Consider the following 12,710-nt stretch of genomic DNA (forward strand, 5'->3'; position numbering starts at 1 on the left):
GACGTTGATTTTGAAATCCTCTACGCTGGAGGTCTATGACACAGCCTGAGGAGGCCCATCCCATGTCTGACTTTCTTTTGTACGAACAGCAAGACCACGTGGTCACGCTGACGATGAACGAGCCCGAACGCCGCAATCCGCTGACGGGCAATACGGCCGTGCCGGACTTCTTGGCCGCGATAGATCGCATTCACAACGACCGGAGCGTGCGCGCCGTCATCCTGACCGGTGCCGGCACGGCTTTCTCCTCCGGCGGCGACATCCGCGATATGGAGCGGCAGGCTTCGGGGGAAGTCAGCGGCATGCAGATTCGCCAGGAATACCGCACCGGCATCCAGCGGCTGCCGCTGGCCTTGTTCAACCTCGAAGTTCCTGTGATTGCCGCGGTCAATGGCGCGGCCATAGGCGCGGGGCTGGACCTGGCCTGCATGTGTGATATCCGGATTGCCTCGGAGCATGCCAAATTCGCCGAGAGTTTTGTCAAATTGGGGATCATTCCGGGCGACGGCGGCGCCTGGTTGCTGCCCCGCATCATCGGTATGTCGCGTGCGTCCGAGATGTCTTTCACGGGGGATGTCATTGGACCGGACCTTGCAGCGAACTGGGGCCTGGTGTCACGCGTGGTGCCAGCCGATAAACTGCTGACCATGGCGAATGAACTGGCCTTGCGTATTGCAGCCAACCCACCTCATGCCGTGCGCCTGACCAAGCGGCTGCTGCGAGAAGCCATGCACACGCGCCTCGATACGCTGCTGGAAATGGCCTCGGCCTTTCAGGCGATGTCGCATCAGACGGATGATCACAAGGAGGCTGTCTCGGCCTTTTTGGCCAAGCGCCCCCCGGTTTTCAAGGGCTGAGGTGCGTGCAGGCAAGGTGGTGGTAGCAGGATGCTCCGTTATGCTTGACGGCAACGACACCGCCAAACCTATGGATCTGCGACGTATACGCCACTTTGTCACGCTTGCCGAGACGCTTAATTTTCGTCGTGCGGCAGAGCGCCTGCACATGGCGCAGCCGCCGCTGACGGTTTCGATTCAGAAACTGGAGGCGGAGCTGGGCGTCAAGCTATTCGCCCGCGAATCCACGGGGGTCACGCTGACGGCCAGCGGACGGGCGGTACTGGTGGAAGCGAAGAATCTGTTGTTTCACGGAAGTCAACTCCTTGAAACGGCCAAGGGAACGCTGGAAGGAACGGGAGGAATACTGCAGATTGGCTTTGTTGGCTCGTCGACCTACGGGATGCTGCAAAAACTGCTGCCCCTGTTCCGTGCGGAATATCCTGGCGTTGAATTGATCCTGCGCGAAGCAACGTCGGTGGCCATCATGCAGCAGCTTCAAGACAATGCACTCGATATTGGCCTCGTCCGTGTGCCATTGCTGCAGACATCCAGGGCGACGCTGGTGCAGCTTGAGCGCGACGAATACATCGCAGCGCTGCCACGCGGCAATGCCTTGGCAGGCAAAAGGTTGCTGAAACTGTCGGATATGGCCGGCGAGTCGTTCGTCATGTATGCCCCCGATCATGCCTCTGGTCTGCACAGCACGGCCATGCTCGCTTGCCAGCACGCTGGGTTCATCCCCCGCGTCACACAACAAGCCATTCAGATTCAGACAGTCTTGGCATTGGTGGAAAGCGGGCTGGGTGTGGCGCTTGTGCCCTCGGTCATGCAGCGCTATGTCAGCAGCAAGATCGTGTATCGCCCTTTTGTGGACTTTCCAGCGGCCGCATCCATCGGGCTGGCGTTGGCCTATATGGCCGAGACGGAGAACCCGGCCGCAAGCAGGTTTCGCCAGCTTGCTTCTCGTGAGTTTCCGCCGGCGCGCCCACAATAACTTTGCCGTGCGATCCAAACGGAATAGGCATCCCTGAACCTGACTGCATTGCGCAGTGGTTACCAGTATCAGGAGCGCCATGGCTATGTGATCGAGTGCAGGTTCGACAGGCCCGGGTATTGCCACTGAATTGCCAGTCGAGTTGAGAAAATGGCGTCGACTGCAATCTTGGCGCAATGCCGGCATTACCGCGATAGATGGGGCTGTCGTAGATTTTTCCCGTTTGCGCATCCGTCAGTGGTGAAGGCGCCAACGACGGCGTCACATTTGGGCTTTCATTGCACCGTAGTTGCGGGTATGTCCTGGAATTCAGCCCAAAAACTAATTTGGCCCGCACCGCACGAATCAGTGACAGACGCATATCATTCAAGTATGGAAAATGCCCTTCAAAGCCTACGCGCCACCCTGCTCAGAGGGGGGCTGTCTGCAGGCCTGGAGCAGCTTAATCTGCGAGTTCTTCATCGGTTCACAGCGGTTTATCGCCTCGAGGGCGACATGCTTAAGAACGTCGCGATCGTCGACAAATTGGGCGAAGTAGTGCCTGAACACCTTCTCGCTGTGCCGCTTGGCAGTAGCTTCTGCCAGTTCGTCCTGCGCGATGGCGTCTTCAACCACGATGGGTCTGACGATTCGCGCCTCCTGGGCCATCCCTACAAAGGCGTCGTGAACGCCTACGTTGGCTTGCCTCTGATGAAAAATGGAGTCGACTTGCTTGGAACGTTCTGCCACTTTGATTTCTCGCCGATGCAAGTCACCGACGAAGAGTTTCAGTTTATGGAAAAGGTGGCGCGTGAACTCCCGCGATACCTTTAGGGCGCGGGCAACATCCCGGAGAGCCCTTCCGACGGCGTGGAGAGCATGAAACGCGTGCAAGACTCGCTCTAGCGCGGGCTCGCGAGAGGAGCCTTGCGGAAGTGTTGGCCACGGTCATCAGCGGTGTTTCCGGTTTGGGCGCCGTGATCGACATCCGCCTGCCCACCTCTCACTGGCTTAAGCGAGGTTCCGCTGGGTTGGCTCAGGCAGGTCAAGCGAGAGCAGGTTGCTCAGCGCGGGATGGGTGTTGTCTTGCAACCATGCCATGCCATGTGCGAGTCGGAGCGCGCCGGGCCCGAGCGGCTTGAAGACGATGCCCCCGATTTCCTCCTGGTATTGCAGCTCGCGCGGAATGATGGACACGCCCGTGCCAGCGGCGACCAGGCACAGCAGAACTTGCGAGGTTTCGCTCTCCCGGACGACGCGGGGCGTAAATCCTGCGCGCGCGCATTCCGCGTCCATGCTGCTGCGCAGCAAGAACCCTTGGTTAGAGGGATAGGCCACAAAAGGTTCATTCGCCAGTGCGGATAGTTCGATCCTCTCTTGCTGCGCCAAAGGGTGCGTGGCGGGCAACGCCAGAACGAACTCGATGTCGGCAAAGCTGCGCGTGGCAATGGCTGGGTGCGAGAGCGGCAGGAAGCACAGTGCGACGTCGAGCTGATCCTCCAGCAGCTTCGTCCTGAGCGCACCGCTGGGTAGTGGCCCGATAAGGTCGAGTGCTACTTCTGGAAACCGGGTACGAAAGGCGAGTAGCAGCCTCGGTAGCAGCAGGTGGCTCGCACGGCCGCTATAACCCAGGCGCAACTGACCGATCTCACCGCGATGTGCCCGCTGGCAAGCGTCTACGGCTCGGTTCAGTTGACCCAGGAGACCTTCGACCTCAGCGTAGAACGTCTGGCCAGCGTGGGTCAGGGTAACGCGGCGGGTGTGGCGCTCGAATAGCTGAACGCCCAGTTCCTCCTCGAGTTGCCGGATGCGCTGGCTCAAGGGCGGCTGGGCCATGTGCAACCGCTCGGCGGCTCGGGTGAAGCTGAGCTCCTGCGCAACGGTGAGGAAGCTCCGTAGGTGTCGTAGTTCCATAGCGTAGAGGGCGTTTCCAATTAAGACCGCTGTGATATGAATTGATGCGAAATTCTATATTGGACAGCATAAACAACGCTACCTAGAATCGCGCCTCAACGAACGCCCTCTGCGTTCATCGACGGAGACTTATGGCGGATCTGAAGGGACGCACCGTGCTGGTAACGGGCGGAAATAGTGGCATCGGTTTGGCGATCGCCCAGCGTCTGGCTCGAGAGGGTGCGGGCATCCTTCTCAGCGGCATCGTTGCGCAGGACGAGGGCAACGCTGCCTCCGCCCAGCTCGCCGCCACTCATGGTGTGGTGGCACGCTATCTGCGCGCCGACATGCGTGTTCCGGCCGAGATCGAGCAACTGATCCGGCAGGCCGAGCAGCACGGCGGCGGCGCGATCGACATCCTCGTCAACAACGCCGGCATGCAGCACACCAGCGCGATCGAGAGCTTTCCCGTCGACATATGGAACGATATGGTGGCGGTCAATCTTTCGGCGAGTTTTCATACCATCCGCCTCTGCCTGCCCGCCATGCGCGCGCGAGGTTGGGGGCGGATCGTCAACGTGGCTTCGATCAGTGGGTTACGCGGGCGTGCCGGAAAGAGCGCCTACAACGCAACCAAGCATGGCTTGATTGGCCTGACCAAAGCGGTGGCGTTGGAGACAGCGGACACTGCCATCACCTGCAATGCGATCTGCCCGGGTTGGGCGCACACAGCGCTCGTGCAGCGCCAGGTGGAGGCGTTGGCGCAGCGGGAGCAGATCGACGTCGAGGCCGCCACTCGCATGCTGATAAGCCTGCGCCAACCTTCCGGGCGCTTCGTTCGCACGGAGGATTTAGCGGCAATGGTGGCTTTCCTGTGCGGCGAGCAGGCGCAGGAGGTGCGTGGTGCCGCATGGACCATGGACGGCGGAACGACCGCGCTCTGAGCATTTACATACAAGCAGGACGCTATGTCTAAACGCATTGACGCATGTGATCAAACGCATGACCCCGTACTCAGCAGTTGGGTGGAATCTTCCGTAGGCCACGGTGCATTTCCGATCCAGAACCTCCCGATGGGTGTGTTCTCAGAAGATGGGCGCACACGGATTGCAGTGGCCATTGGCGACGAGTTGGTGGATCTGCGCGCTGCTGCGGACGCCGGCTTTCTGGCGCAGTTGCCGGAGAGAGCTCAGCAGGCTGCCCGGGCCACTACGCTCAACGATTGGATGGCGTTGCCCGCCAGTGCGCGCACTCAGCTGCGTGCCATCGTCTCGGACCTGTTGAGCGCGAGCAGCGAAGCTGGTCACGGCGCCCGTGCCGCGCGTGCCTCACTGTTGCGACAGCAAGAAAAGGTCGAGATGTTGTTGCCCGCCGAGGTGGGTGACTACACGGACTTCTACGCTGGCATTCATCACGCTATGAACTGCGGGATGATCTTCCGCCCAGAGCAGCCGCTGCAGCCGAACTACAAGCACTTGCCGGTGGCCTACCACGGCCGGGCCTCAACGCTGCGACCTTCGGGCACGCCGGTCCGACGACCTCGCAGCCAGGTGCGCGACGAGTCAGCACACGAACCGCGTCCCCGCCTGCAGCACACCAGCCGGCTGGACTACGAGATGGAACTGGCGTTGTGGATCGGCCCTGGCAATGACCTGGCGCAGTCCATCGACATTCGCGACGCCGCAGGACATGTCGCCGGCTACGGACTGCTTAATGATTGGTCTGCGCGCGATATACAAGCCTGGGAGTCGCTTCCACTGGGACCGTTCCAGGGGAAAAACTTCATGACATCACTTTCACCCTGGGTGGTGACCAGCGATGCGATGGTGCCGTTTCGCTCCCCCCGGATGCCTCGTGACGCGCAAGATCCTCGACCGTTGGCATATCTGCACGATGACGAGGACGAGAGTCGTGGGGGTATCGACATCGCCCTTCGCGTGTATCTGCTCACACGTGCCATGCGTGAGCAAGGTGCTGAGGCCTGCCTGCTGTCAGAGGGGCGTTCGACCGCGCTGTGGTGGACGCCGGCCCAGATGGTCACTCACCACACTGTCGGCGGATGCAACCTGCGACCCGGTGACCTGTTGGGTACCGGCACGATCTCTATGGCGCAAGGAAAGGACTGTGGGTGTCTGCTGGAAATGACTGAAGGCGGGCGCAGGCCGATCCATTTGCCTAATGGCGAGGTTCGCGCATTCCTGGAGGACGGGGACGAGGTTGTCATGCGGGGTGAGTGCCGGCGTGATGGATTCGTCTCGATAGGCTTCGGCGAATGCCGAGGGACTGTTGTGGGTTGAACGGTCCACGCTCTTTCATAAAAATGGACCGGCCCATGTTGCCGGTATTCAAGGAGACTAGAACATGAAGCGAATGTTGATTGGCGTTCTTGCCGCCCTCGGGCTGACGATGGCTGGCGCACCGGCGCTAGCGCAAAGTCAGCCGGCGCGAGCCATTAAGCTCATCGTGCCTTATTCGGCTGGTGGCGTCACTGACCAGTATGGTCGGGCCTTTGCAGAATCGGTCGGCAAGAAACTTGGCCAGCCTATGGTCGTAGAGAACAAGCCTGGCGCCAACGGCACCCTGGGCGCCGTGCAGATGCTGAGCACCGACCCAGCCGGCCAGACCATCACCATGGTGCCCATCGGTGTCTTCCGCATGCCCCATATCACCGGAACACCCTACGATCCCATGAAGGATCTGACCTATCTTGGCAGCCTTGTTGGTTTCAACTTCTACATCGTCGTCAATGCCTCGTCCCCGTGGAAGTCGTTGGACGAGTTGATCGAGTATGCCCGTCGCAAGACAGGGCCCGTCTCGTACGGCACGCCAGGGGCCTACAGCAGCCAGCATATCGCGATGGCGCAACTAGGCGAGCTGGCACGCGCGGACTGGACCCACATTCCCTACAAGGGCGATGCCGATTCGATCGCCGCCCTGTTGGGCAACCATGTGCAGGCCATCGTGAGCGCTAGTACCGTTCTGCCCTATGTGGCTGCTGGCCAGATGCGTGTGTTGGCTGCGCTCGGAGATCAGCGAACGGCGGATCTGCCAGATGTACGGACTCTCAAGGAACAAGGCTACGCGGTGGTTCACACGTCACCGGTGGGCTTCGCGGGTCCCAAAGGAATGGACAAAGCGGTAGTCAAGCGATTCGACGACGCCATCACGGCCACCCATGCCGACCCTGAATTCCAGGCCGCGATCAAGAAGATGGGCTTAGTGCCCCAGCACATGAATCAAGCTGCCTACACCGACTACGCGCGCCAGATATACAACGGCGAGCGCGACGCTCTCAAGAAGCTCGCCCAGACGGTCAAGTAAGCGATAAGGTTTGCACTTGACGCGGCACCGTGAGCGCTCCACAGCCGGGGCGCTCATTGGTGTTGGGGCGCACATCCCTGGTGCCATGTCACGGCGAGAGAATCCAGGCAGGAAATTGCCGAATTAGTTTCTGAGCAGCTTGCCTGGCTTCCGCAACCCCTTGCTCCGCAATGGATGACAAGGGTGATGCCTTTCTGCGAACGATTCCCACAGAGCGGATAGGCCCATCAATGATTCGGCACATGCGCATGCCCTTGAGGTCTAGCAAGGGCAGTATTCCAAGATACGGCTGAACAATGATGCCCAAGCCTTCGCGCACGAATCCGGCCGCGGTCCCCACTTGGTCCAAAGAGAGTTTTGGTTCGAACACCAGCCCGCGCTGAAGCAACGCCGCCTTCACATATTCTTTGGCCGTGCTCGCGTCGGTTCCACTAATTAGAGGCAGGTTAACGAGGTCCTCCATCCGAGTACGGGCTTTGACGTGTTTCCACGTTTCAGGAGCCAAAAGAACAAAGCGGTCGCGCAGGATTTCCTCGTACTCAAGTTCCGCGTGTGAAGGAGCAGCAGACGCCAATGCGAAATCCACCTCATACGTCAGCAAACGCTGAATGCTGGAGGCGTTGGTTCCGTCATAGATAGTGAACTTTGGGTTGCCGAATTTCTCTTCTAGTCGAGCACAAACGGTGGGGAGCAAGCTATTGGCAACCGAAGGCAACGCTGCAATGGCAAGTTGATGGAATTCATGCTCAGCTTGGCTTTGAAGCCTTTCTATACCGCTGTCGAACTCGCCCACCACGCGTCGTGCAATAGCCGTAAGGCGCCCGCCTGCCGCCGTCAGACGTACTGAACGAGTCGATCGTTCGAAGAGCGTGATTCCAAGCTCGTCCTCCAGATCCTTCACCGCTTTGCTCAGAGACGGTTGCGTCACGAAGAATTTCTCGGCGGTTCGACTGAAGTTCAAAGACTCGGCAAGAGCCAGAAAGATGCGTAACTGGCGTGGAGTGACATTCATGCACTACCTCTATCAATGGATCAAAAAAAAGAATTTCACCAATCAATTGTGCCCGCATACATTCTGGCCATCAAACAAAACACTGGTCGCCGAGAAAAAGATCAGTGCAAGCAAGGAGAGAGAATTGTTGAAGCTTACGAACAAAGTGGCACTCATCATGGGATGTGGCTCAGTGGCGCCAGGCTGGGGAAACGGGCGAACGATGGCTGTGCTCATGGCGCGCCAGGGTGCTTCTATCTTCGGCACGGATCTGCGTTTGGAAAATGCCGATGACACTAGAACGAGAATGCACGAAGAGGGCTTTCATATTGACGTTGCTCAATGCGATTCAACCAAGGCAGATGATGTGCAACGGGCCGTCCAAGCCTGCATGGAAGTTCATGGCCGCATTGACATTCTTGTGAACAATGTTGGCCTCTCGCAACCGGGCGGCCCGGTCGATATGACAGAAGAGGTTTGGGATGCTCAGATGCAAGTCAATCTAAAGGGAGCATTCCTTGCTTGCAAGCATGTGATTCCGATCATGCAGAAAAATCGCTCAGGATCGATCATCAGTGTTTCTTCGGTGGCAGGCCTGCGTTACGTGGGCAAACCTCAAGTGGCCTATGCCGCCGCCAAGGCGGCCTTGATTCAATTCACAAAGACCACCGCCGTCATTCATGCGGCAGATGGGATTCGCCTGAACTGCGTGGTGCCAGGCCTGATGCACACGCCTCTGTTGGAGTCTTTGGTGGCGAAATATTCGCAAGGTGACCCGGAAGGATTTTTGGCCCGGCGCAACAACCAGATCCCTATGAAATACATGGGAGATGCCTGGGACACGGCGCATGCAGCCCTTTTCCTGGCCGCCGATGAAAGCCGCTACGTGACGGGCACAGAAATCGTTGTCGATGGGGGGCTGATCGCCAGTACGCCCTGACACTCTTGCCGTCCCGAAGTCATCGCCACCAGATCTTCAGAGAGGGTGGGCGTGTACAAATTTGAAATCGTTGGAGACAAAAATGAAACTCAATCCTCGCACCTTTGGTGCTCTTCTAATCGCTTCTTGCATAGGCGTCACAAGCACGATTGGTGCGCAGCCAATGCCGATCAGACTGCTCGTTCCTTTTGCCCCTGGCGGCGCTGTGGATCAGACCGCACGCACCATTAGCAACGCACTGGGTGAAAAGCTAGGGCAGACCATTGTTGTTGAAAATAAACCAGGTGCAGGTGGGTCACTTGCTGCGGCCGAACTGGTGCGGGCTAAGCCGGACGGCACCACGTTGATGTTGACATTGGATACCCAGGCCGGTAACCATCAGACGATCAAAGGGCTGCGGTATGACACGTTCAAGTCTTTCGATTACTTGAACTTGATGGTGACAACACCACAGATTCTGGTGGTGCGCCAAGACTTGCCTGTCAAGAACTTTGAGGGGCTCATCACTTACCTTCGGAGTCATCCAGGAGCGACATACGGGACTTCTGGAATCGCTTCCGCAGGTCATGTCAACAGTGCACAGATGGCATTGGCGCGCAAACTGCAGACAACGCACGTCCCCTATAAAGGTGCGGCTCCAATGATCGTCGACCTGTTGGGCGGCCATATTGACTTTGCGTTTGCCGGGGTATCTGTATTGCTACCGCATATCAATTCAGGGAAAGTTCGAGCGATCGCCGTTGGCTCATCAAAGCGCTCAGGCCTGCTTCCAGATATCCCCACCTTGAGCGAATTCATTCCAGGGCTTGAGTATCCCACTTGGGTTGGATTGTCCGCGCCAATAGGCATGCCCCCTGAAGTGCGCAACAAGATTATCAAAGCAACACAAGAGGTCTTGCGCGACCCAGAGATTGTCAAACGCTTTTCTGAGAATGCGTTTGACGTTGTGAACAGCACTCCGGAATTGTTTGCTGCACGGCTCAAGAAGGACTCGGATATCTTGGGAGAATTGATCCGTCAGAAGGTGATCTCAATTGACTAGGACGTGTTGTTTCGAAATTTATTTCATTCTCACGTCTATCTGCTAGCTGAAAAATGATCACCACCCTGAACCCCGCAACTGGCCAGCCTCTCGGCGAGTACAGTGAGCAAACTACAGAGGCGCTGGAGGCCACGCTCTCCGCTGCATTTTTAGCGCAACGGAATTGGGCAAAAGTTCCCATTCAGGAACGCACTCGGCTGCTCACAAGTGTGGCTATTGCGCTCCGGAAAAATAAGCATCACTTTGCGAACCTGATCACGCAAGAGATGGGTAAGCCAATCGTCGAGGCTGAAGCTGAAATAGAGAAGTGCGCCTGGACCTGTGATTTCTACGCAGAAGCCGCGCTAGCCTATTTGGCAGACATACCCGTCAAGAGCAATGCGAGCGAAAGCAGGGTGGTCTTCTCCCCGCTGGGCGTGGTTCTCGCTGTTATGCCCTGGAACTACCCCTTCTGGCAGTTCATTCGTTTTGCCGCACCGGCGCTTGCCGCCGGAAACGCCACTTTGCTTAAGCACGCGAACAACGTTCCGCAATGTGCTCTAGCGTTGGAGGCAGTTTTTCGCGAAGCGGGCGCTGCCGAAGGTTTGGTCAGTGCGCTTCTCATTGATGCCTCAACGGTTAGCTCCGTCTTGTCAGATAGCCGCGTTGCAGCAGTTACATTGACCGGGTCAACGGCTGTAGGCAAACTAGTTGCGTCGCAAGCAGCAAGCCTCATGAAAAAGCAGGTGTTGGAACTCGGTGGGTCCGATCCCTTCATCGTGTTGGCAGATGCCGACCTTGAAGCGGCGGCCGCGGCAGCTGTCAAAGCGCGTTTTTCCAACACGGGCCAAAGCTGCATCTCTGCAAAGCGCTTCATCGTGCAAGAAGACGTCGCGGACCGCTTCGTAGAACTTTTCTGCGAAGGAGTTCGAAAGCTGAAAGTGGGGGATCCTCTCAGCCGGGAGACCACAGTCGGGCCCATGGCGCGAGCAAGTTTGAGAGAAGAGCTGCATGCTCAGGTCTCGCGCACTCTTGAGGCTGGCGCTGTCTTGGCTCAGGGTGGCCATTTCGTGGAAGGGCCTGGGTTCTTCTACGAGCCAACTGTGCTGGATCATGTTTCTGACTCCATGCCCGCCGCGACCGAGGAGACTTTCGGGCCGGTTGCAGCAGTGATGCGAGTTCGGAGTGCGGATGACGCAGTCGCTCTAGCCAACAACACAGAGTTTGGCCTGGGTGCATCGATCTGGACTTCAAACGTGGAGCATGGCGTGCAACTGGCTCTGCAAATAGAAGCTGGGGCAGTGTTTGTCAACGGACTTGTAGCCTCGGATCCGCGACTTCCTTTTGGGGGCGTCAAGCAATCTGGCTACGGACGTGAATTGGGCGAGTTTGGGATACGTGAGTTCAGCAACATCAAAACACTCTGGATAGGCCCCGCACAGCAGTGACGATCTCGAAAACAACCTTCAATAGGAGCACCCACACATGATCACTACTAGTTCAAACTCTGTTCTTCTTCAACCCGACACCATCAAATCTCACGACCGTGGCGGTGGCGCTAGAACGACCCCCTTGGTTGGGAAATCGATCGGTGCCACAGCATTTATCACCGGATACACAGAGTTCAACGGAGGCGCGGAGATCCCCTTTCACCACCACAATACAGAAGAGAGTGTGGTTCTCATTGCAGGCGATGCCATTTTTGATATTGACGGCCAGTCCATCCCCGTCAAGCAAGGCGATGTCACCTTCATTCCGCCAAACGTTCCTCATAGATTTCGGAATGCGTCATCGACAAACCCCATGAAGATACTGTGGATTTACGGGTCGATGAACGCGAGTCGGACGCTGGTGGAAACCGGAGAAACCCGCCCCATCTCGCTTGAGCACAGCGCCTAGCGGAGCCGCGTAGCAAGATCTCCAGCCTGAACTTGCACCCCATAGCGCGCTGAATTCGGTTGCTTTTTAAGCCAACTCATCCAAGCTCACGGTCGGCGTATGGGGAGATGCCGCCGAGGTCATGCGTAAGGGCCAGCGCTTGACGCTGCACCATGGGCAATAAGCGTTCCACTGCGGCTGGCGAAAACCGGTACAAGGGAATCACCAGCGAGATAGCGCCCAGAAGCCTGGTTCCGCGTGCAAAAACCGGGCACGCAATCGCTGCGCTTTCAGGATCCCGTTCCTTGCTGGTCACCGCGTACCCTTGCTTGCGGATCTGGTCGTAGGGCTTGCCTGTCATCGCCTCATCCAACGCGAGAATCACCCGGCCTGCCGCGCCCTTGTCGAGCGGGAACATTTCACCCTCCAGCACATGTGTTCTCACAGTGCGCTGCGGCTGCACATGATGCAAGCACACGCGCCGGTCTCCCTCCCGAACATACAGCCCCGCGCATTCCTGCGAATCCGCAGCGAGTTGTCGCAGTAGCGGCAACGCGAAATCAGCCAGGCGAAACGACTGGCGATACATCTCCGCAAGTGGAAGCACCTTGGGGCCAACCACGTAACGCCCATCAGAGAGGCGCTTTACGAATCCAGCGGCGATCAAAGAATCCAGCAATCGCAAGATAGTGCTCTCGTAGAGCCCTGTGGTCGTTGCCAGGACAGCCAGAGATTGGCCCTCCGGTGCGTGCTCGAATGCCTGCAGCACTGCCAGCGCGCGGTTGACTGCAGCGACACCTTCGGCCTTTTCGGGTTTGACGCTTTTTGTCATCGTGTGAGCGTTTTAGTGGTTG

At 58.0% G+C, this 12,710-nt stretch carries 13 protein-coding genes; 10 read left to right on the forward strand and 3 right to left on the reverse strand.

Annotated elements, in window-relative coordinates; translation table 11 throughout:
* Positions 1 to 62 precede the first annotated feature (62 nt).
* The 3 genes from G518_RS0109950 to G518_RS34580 all read left to right on the forward strand — a co-directional run bounded on the left by G518_RS0109950 (position 63) and on the right by G518_RS34580 (position 2,646).
* Complete coding sequence (locus G518_RS0109950; RefSeq protein WP_028602407.1) at positions 63 to 857, forward strand: crotonase/enoyl-CoA hydratase family protein; 795 nt, start codon at positions 63 to 65, stop codon at positions 855 to 857.
* A 40-nt stretch (positions 858 to 897) separates the two neighbouring features.
* A complete protein-coding gene (locus tag G518_RS0109955; protein ID WP_028602408.1) occupies positions 898 to 1,833 on the forward strand; it encodes a LysR family transcriptional regulator in 936 nt (311 codons plus the stop codon).
* Between the two features lie 372 nt (positions 1,834 to 2,205).
* The gene (locus G518_RS34580; RefSeq protein WP_036594297.1) at positions 2,206 to 2,646 is read left to right on the forward strand and encodes a GAF domain-containing protein; all 441 of its coding nucleotides are present in this window, start codon (positions 2,206 to 2,208) and stop codon (positions 2,644 to 2,646) included.
* A 177-nt stretch (positions 2,647 to 2,823) separates the two neighbouring features.
* On the opposite strand, the gene G518_RS0109965 is transcribed toward G518_RS34580, so the two are convergent.
* Complete coding sequence (locus G518_RS0109965; protein ID WP_028602409.1) at positions 2,824 to 3,726, reverse strand: LysR substrate-binding domain-containing protein; 903 nt, start codon at positions 3,724 to 3,726, stop codon at positions 2,824 to 2,826.
* A 131-nt stretch (positions 3,727 to 3,857) separates the two neighbouring features.
* Between G518_RS0109965 and G518_RS0109970 the strand changes: the two genes are divergently transcribed.
* The 3 genes from G518_RS0109970 (at position 3,858) to G518_RS0109980 (ending at position 7,026) form a co-directional block, all read left to right on the forward strand.
* On the forward strand, positions 3,858 to 4,649 hold the full coding sequence (locus G518_RS0109970) for a 3-hydroxybutyrate dehydrogenase (protein ID WP_028602410.1): 792 nt from the start codon (positions 3,858 to 3,860) through the stop codon (positions 4,647 to 4,649).
* 24 nt (positions 4,650 to 4,673) lie between these two features.
* Positions 4,674 to 6,002, forward strand: a complete 1,329-nt coding sequence (fahA, locus tag G518_RS0109975) for a fumarylacetoacetase (RefSeq protein ID WP_036594224.1) — start codon at positions 4,674 to 4,676, stop codon at positions 6,000 to 6,002.
* A gap of 64 nt (positions 6,003 to 6,066) precedes the next feature.
* Positions 6,067 to 7,026 (forward strand): Bug family tripartite tricarboxylate transporter substrate binding protein, encoded by a 960-nt coding sequence (locus G518_RS0109980; protein WP_036594229.1) that lies wholly within the window; start codon positions 6,067 to 6,069, stop codon positions 7,024 to 7,026.
* Between the two features lie 88 nt (positions 7,027 to 7,114).
* Here the strand turns inward: G518_RS0109980 and G518_RS0109985 are convergent, their stop codons facing one another.
* Positions 7,115 to 8,038: a LysR family transcriptional regulator gene (locus G518_RS0109985; protein WP_028602413.1), complete on the reverse strand. Its 924-nt coding sequence runs from the start codon at positions 8,036 to 8,038 to the stop codon at positions 7,115 to 7,117.
* 127 nt (positions 8,039 to 8,165) lie between these two features.
* Between G518_RS0109985 and G518_RS0109990 the strand changes: the two genes are divergently transcribed.
* The 4 genes from G518_RS0109990 (at position 8,166) to G518_RS0110005 (ending at position 11,877) form a co-directional block, all read left to right on the forward strand.
* Positions 8,166 to 8,957 (forward strand): SDR family NAD(P)-dependent oxidoreductase, encoded by a 792-nt coding sequence (locus tag G518_RS0109990; protein WP_342663763.1) that lies wholly within the window; start codon positions 8,166 to 8,168, stop codon positions 8,955 to 8,957.
* Positions 8,958 to 9,027: 70 nt separating this feature from the next.
* Positions 9,028 to 9,999: a Bug family tripartite tricarboxylate transporter substrate binding protein gene (locus G518_RS0109995; protein ID WP_245597939.1), complete on the forward strand. Its 972-nt coding sequence runs from the start codon at positions 9,028 to 9,030 to the stop codon at positions 9,997 to 9,999.
* 53 nt (positions 10,000 to 10,052) lie between these two features.
* Positions 10,053 to 11,426 carry an NAD-dependent succinate-semialdehyde dehydrogenase gene (locus tag G518_RS0110000; RefSeq protein ID WP_028602416.1) on the forward strand — a complete coding sequence of 458 codons (1,374 nt, stop codon included), beginning with the start codon at positions 10,053 to 10,055 and terminating at the stop codon, positions 11,424 to 11,426.
* A 37-nt stretch (positions 11,427 to 11,463) separates the two neighbouring features.
* The gene (locus tag G518_RS0110005) at positions 11,464 to 11,877 is read left to right on the forward strand and encodes a cupin domain-containing protein (protein ID WP_028602417.1); all 414 of its coding nucleotides are present in this window, start codon (positions 11,464 to 11,466) and stop codon (positions 11,875 to 11,877) included.
* A gap of 76 nt (positions 11,878 to 11,953) precedes the next feature.
* Here G518_RS0110005 and G518_RS0110010 read toward each other — a convergent pair whose 3' ends face one another.
* The gene (locus G518_RS0110010; RefSeq protein WP_028602418.1) at positions 11,954 to 12,688 is read right to left on the reverse strand and encodes an IclR family transcriptional regulator; all 735 of its coding nucleotides are present in this window, start codon (positions 12,686 to 12,688) and stop codon (positions 11,954 to 11,956) included.
* Between the last annotated feature and the right edge of the window lie 22 nt (positions 12,689 to 12,710).

Source organism: Ottowia thiooxydans DSM 14619 (assembly GCF_000422885.1).
Lineage (GTDB): Bacteria > Pseudomonadota > Gammaproteobacteria > Burkholderiales > Burkholderiaceae_C > Ottowia > Ottowia thiooxydans.

Bases quoted from the DNA above. Each gene is read 5' to 3' on its own strand.
- G518_RS0109950 (WP_028602407.1), top strand. From the start codon at position 63: ATGTCTGACTTTCTTTTGTACGAACAGCAAGACCACGTGGTCACGCTG.
- G518_RS0109955 (WP_028602408.1), top strand. From the start codon at position 898: ATGCTTGACGGCAACGACACCGCCAAACCTATGGATCTGCGACGTATA.
- G518_RS34580 (WP_036594297.1), top strand. From the start codon at position 2,206: ATGGAAAATGCCCTTCAAAGCCTACGCGCCACCCTGCTCAGAGGGGGG.
- G518_RS0109965 (WP_028602409.1), bottom strand. From the start codon at position 3,726: ATGGAACTACGACACCTACGGAGCTTCCTCACCGTTGCGCAGGAGCTC.
- G518_RS0109970 (WP_028602410.1), top strand. From the start codon at position 3,858: ATGGCGGATCTGAAGGGACGCACCGTGCTGGTAACGGGCGGAAATAGT.
- fahA (WP_036594224.1), top strand. From the start codon at position 4,674: ATGTCTAAACGCATTGACGCATGTGATCAAACGCATGACCCCGTACTC.
- G518_RS0109980 (WP_036594229.1), top strand. From the start codon at position 6,067: ATGAAGCGAATGTTGATTGGCGTTCTTGCCGCCCTCGGGCTGACGATG.
- G518_RS0109985 (WP_028602413.1), bottom strand. From the start codon at position 8,038: ATGAATGTCACTCCACGCCAGTTACGCATCTTTCTGGCTCTTGCCGAG.
- G518_RS0110000 (WP_028602416.1), top strand. From the start codon at position 10,053: ATGATCACCACCCTGAACCCCGCAACTGGCCAGCCTCTCGGCGAGTAC.
- G518_RS0110005 (WP_028602417.1), top strand. From the start codon at position 11,464: ATGATCACTACTAGTTCAAACTCTGTTCTTCTTCAACCCGACACCATC.
- G518_RS0110010 (WP_028602418.1), bottom strand. From the start codon at position 12,688: ATGACAAAAAGCGTCAAACCCGAAAAGGCCGAAGGTGTCGCTGCAGTC.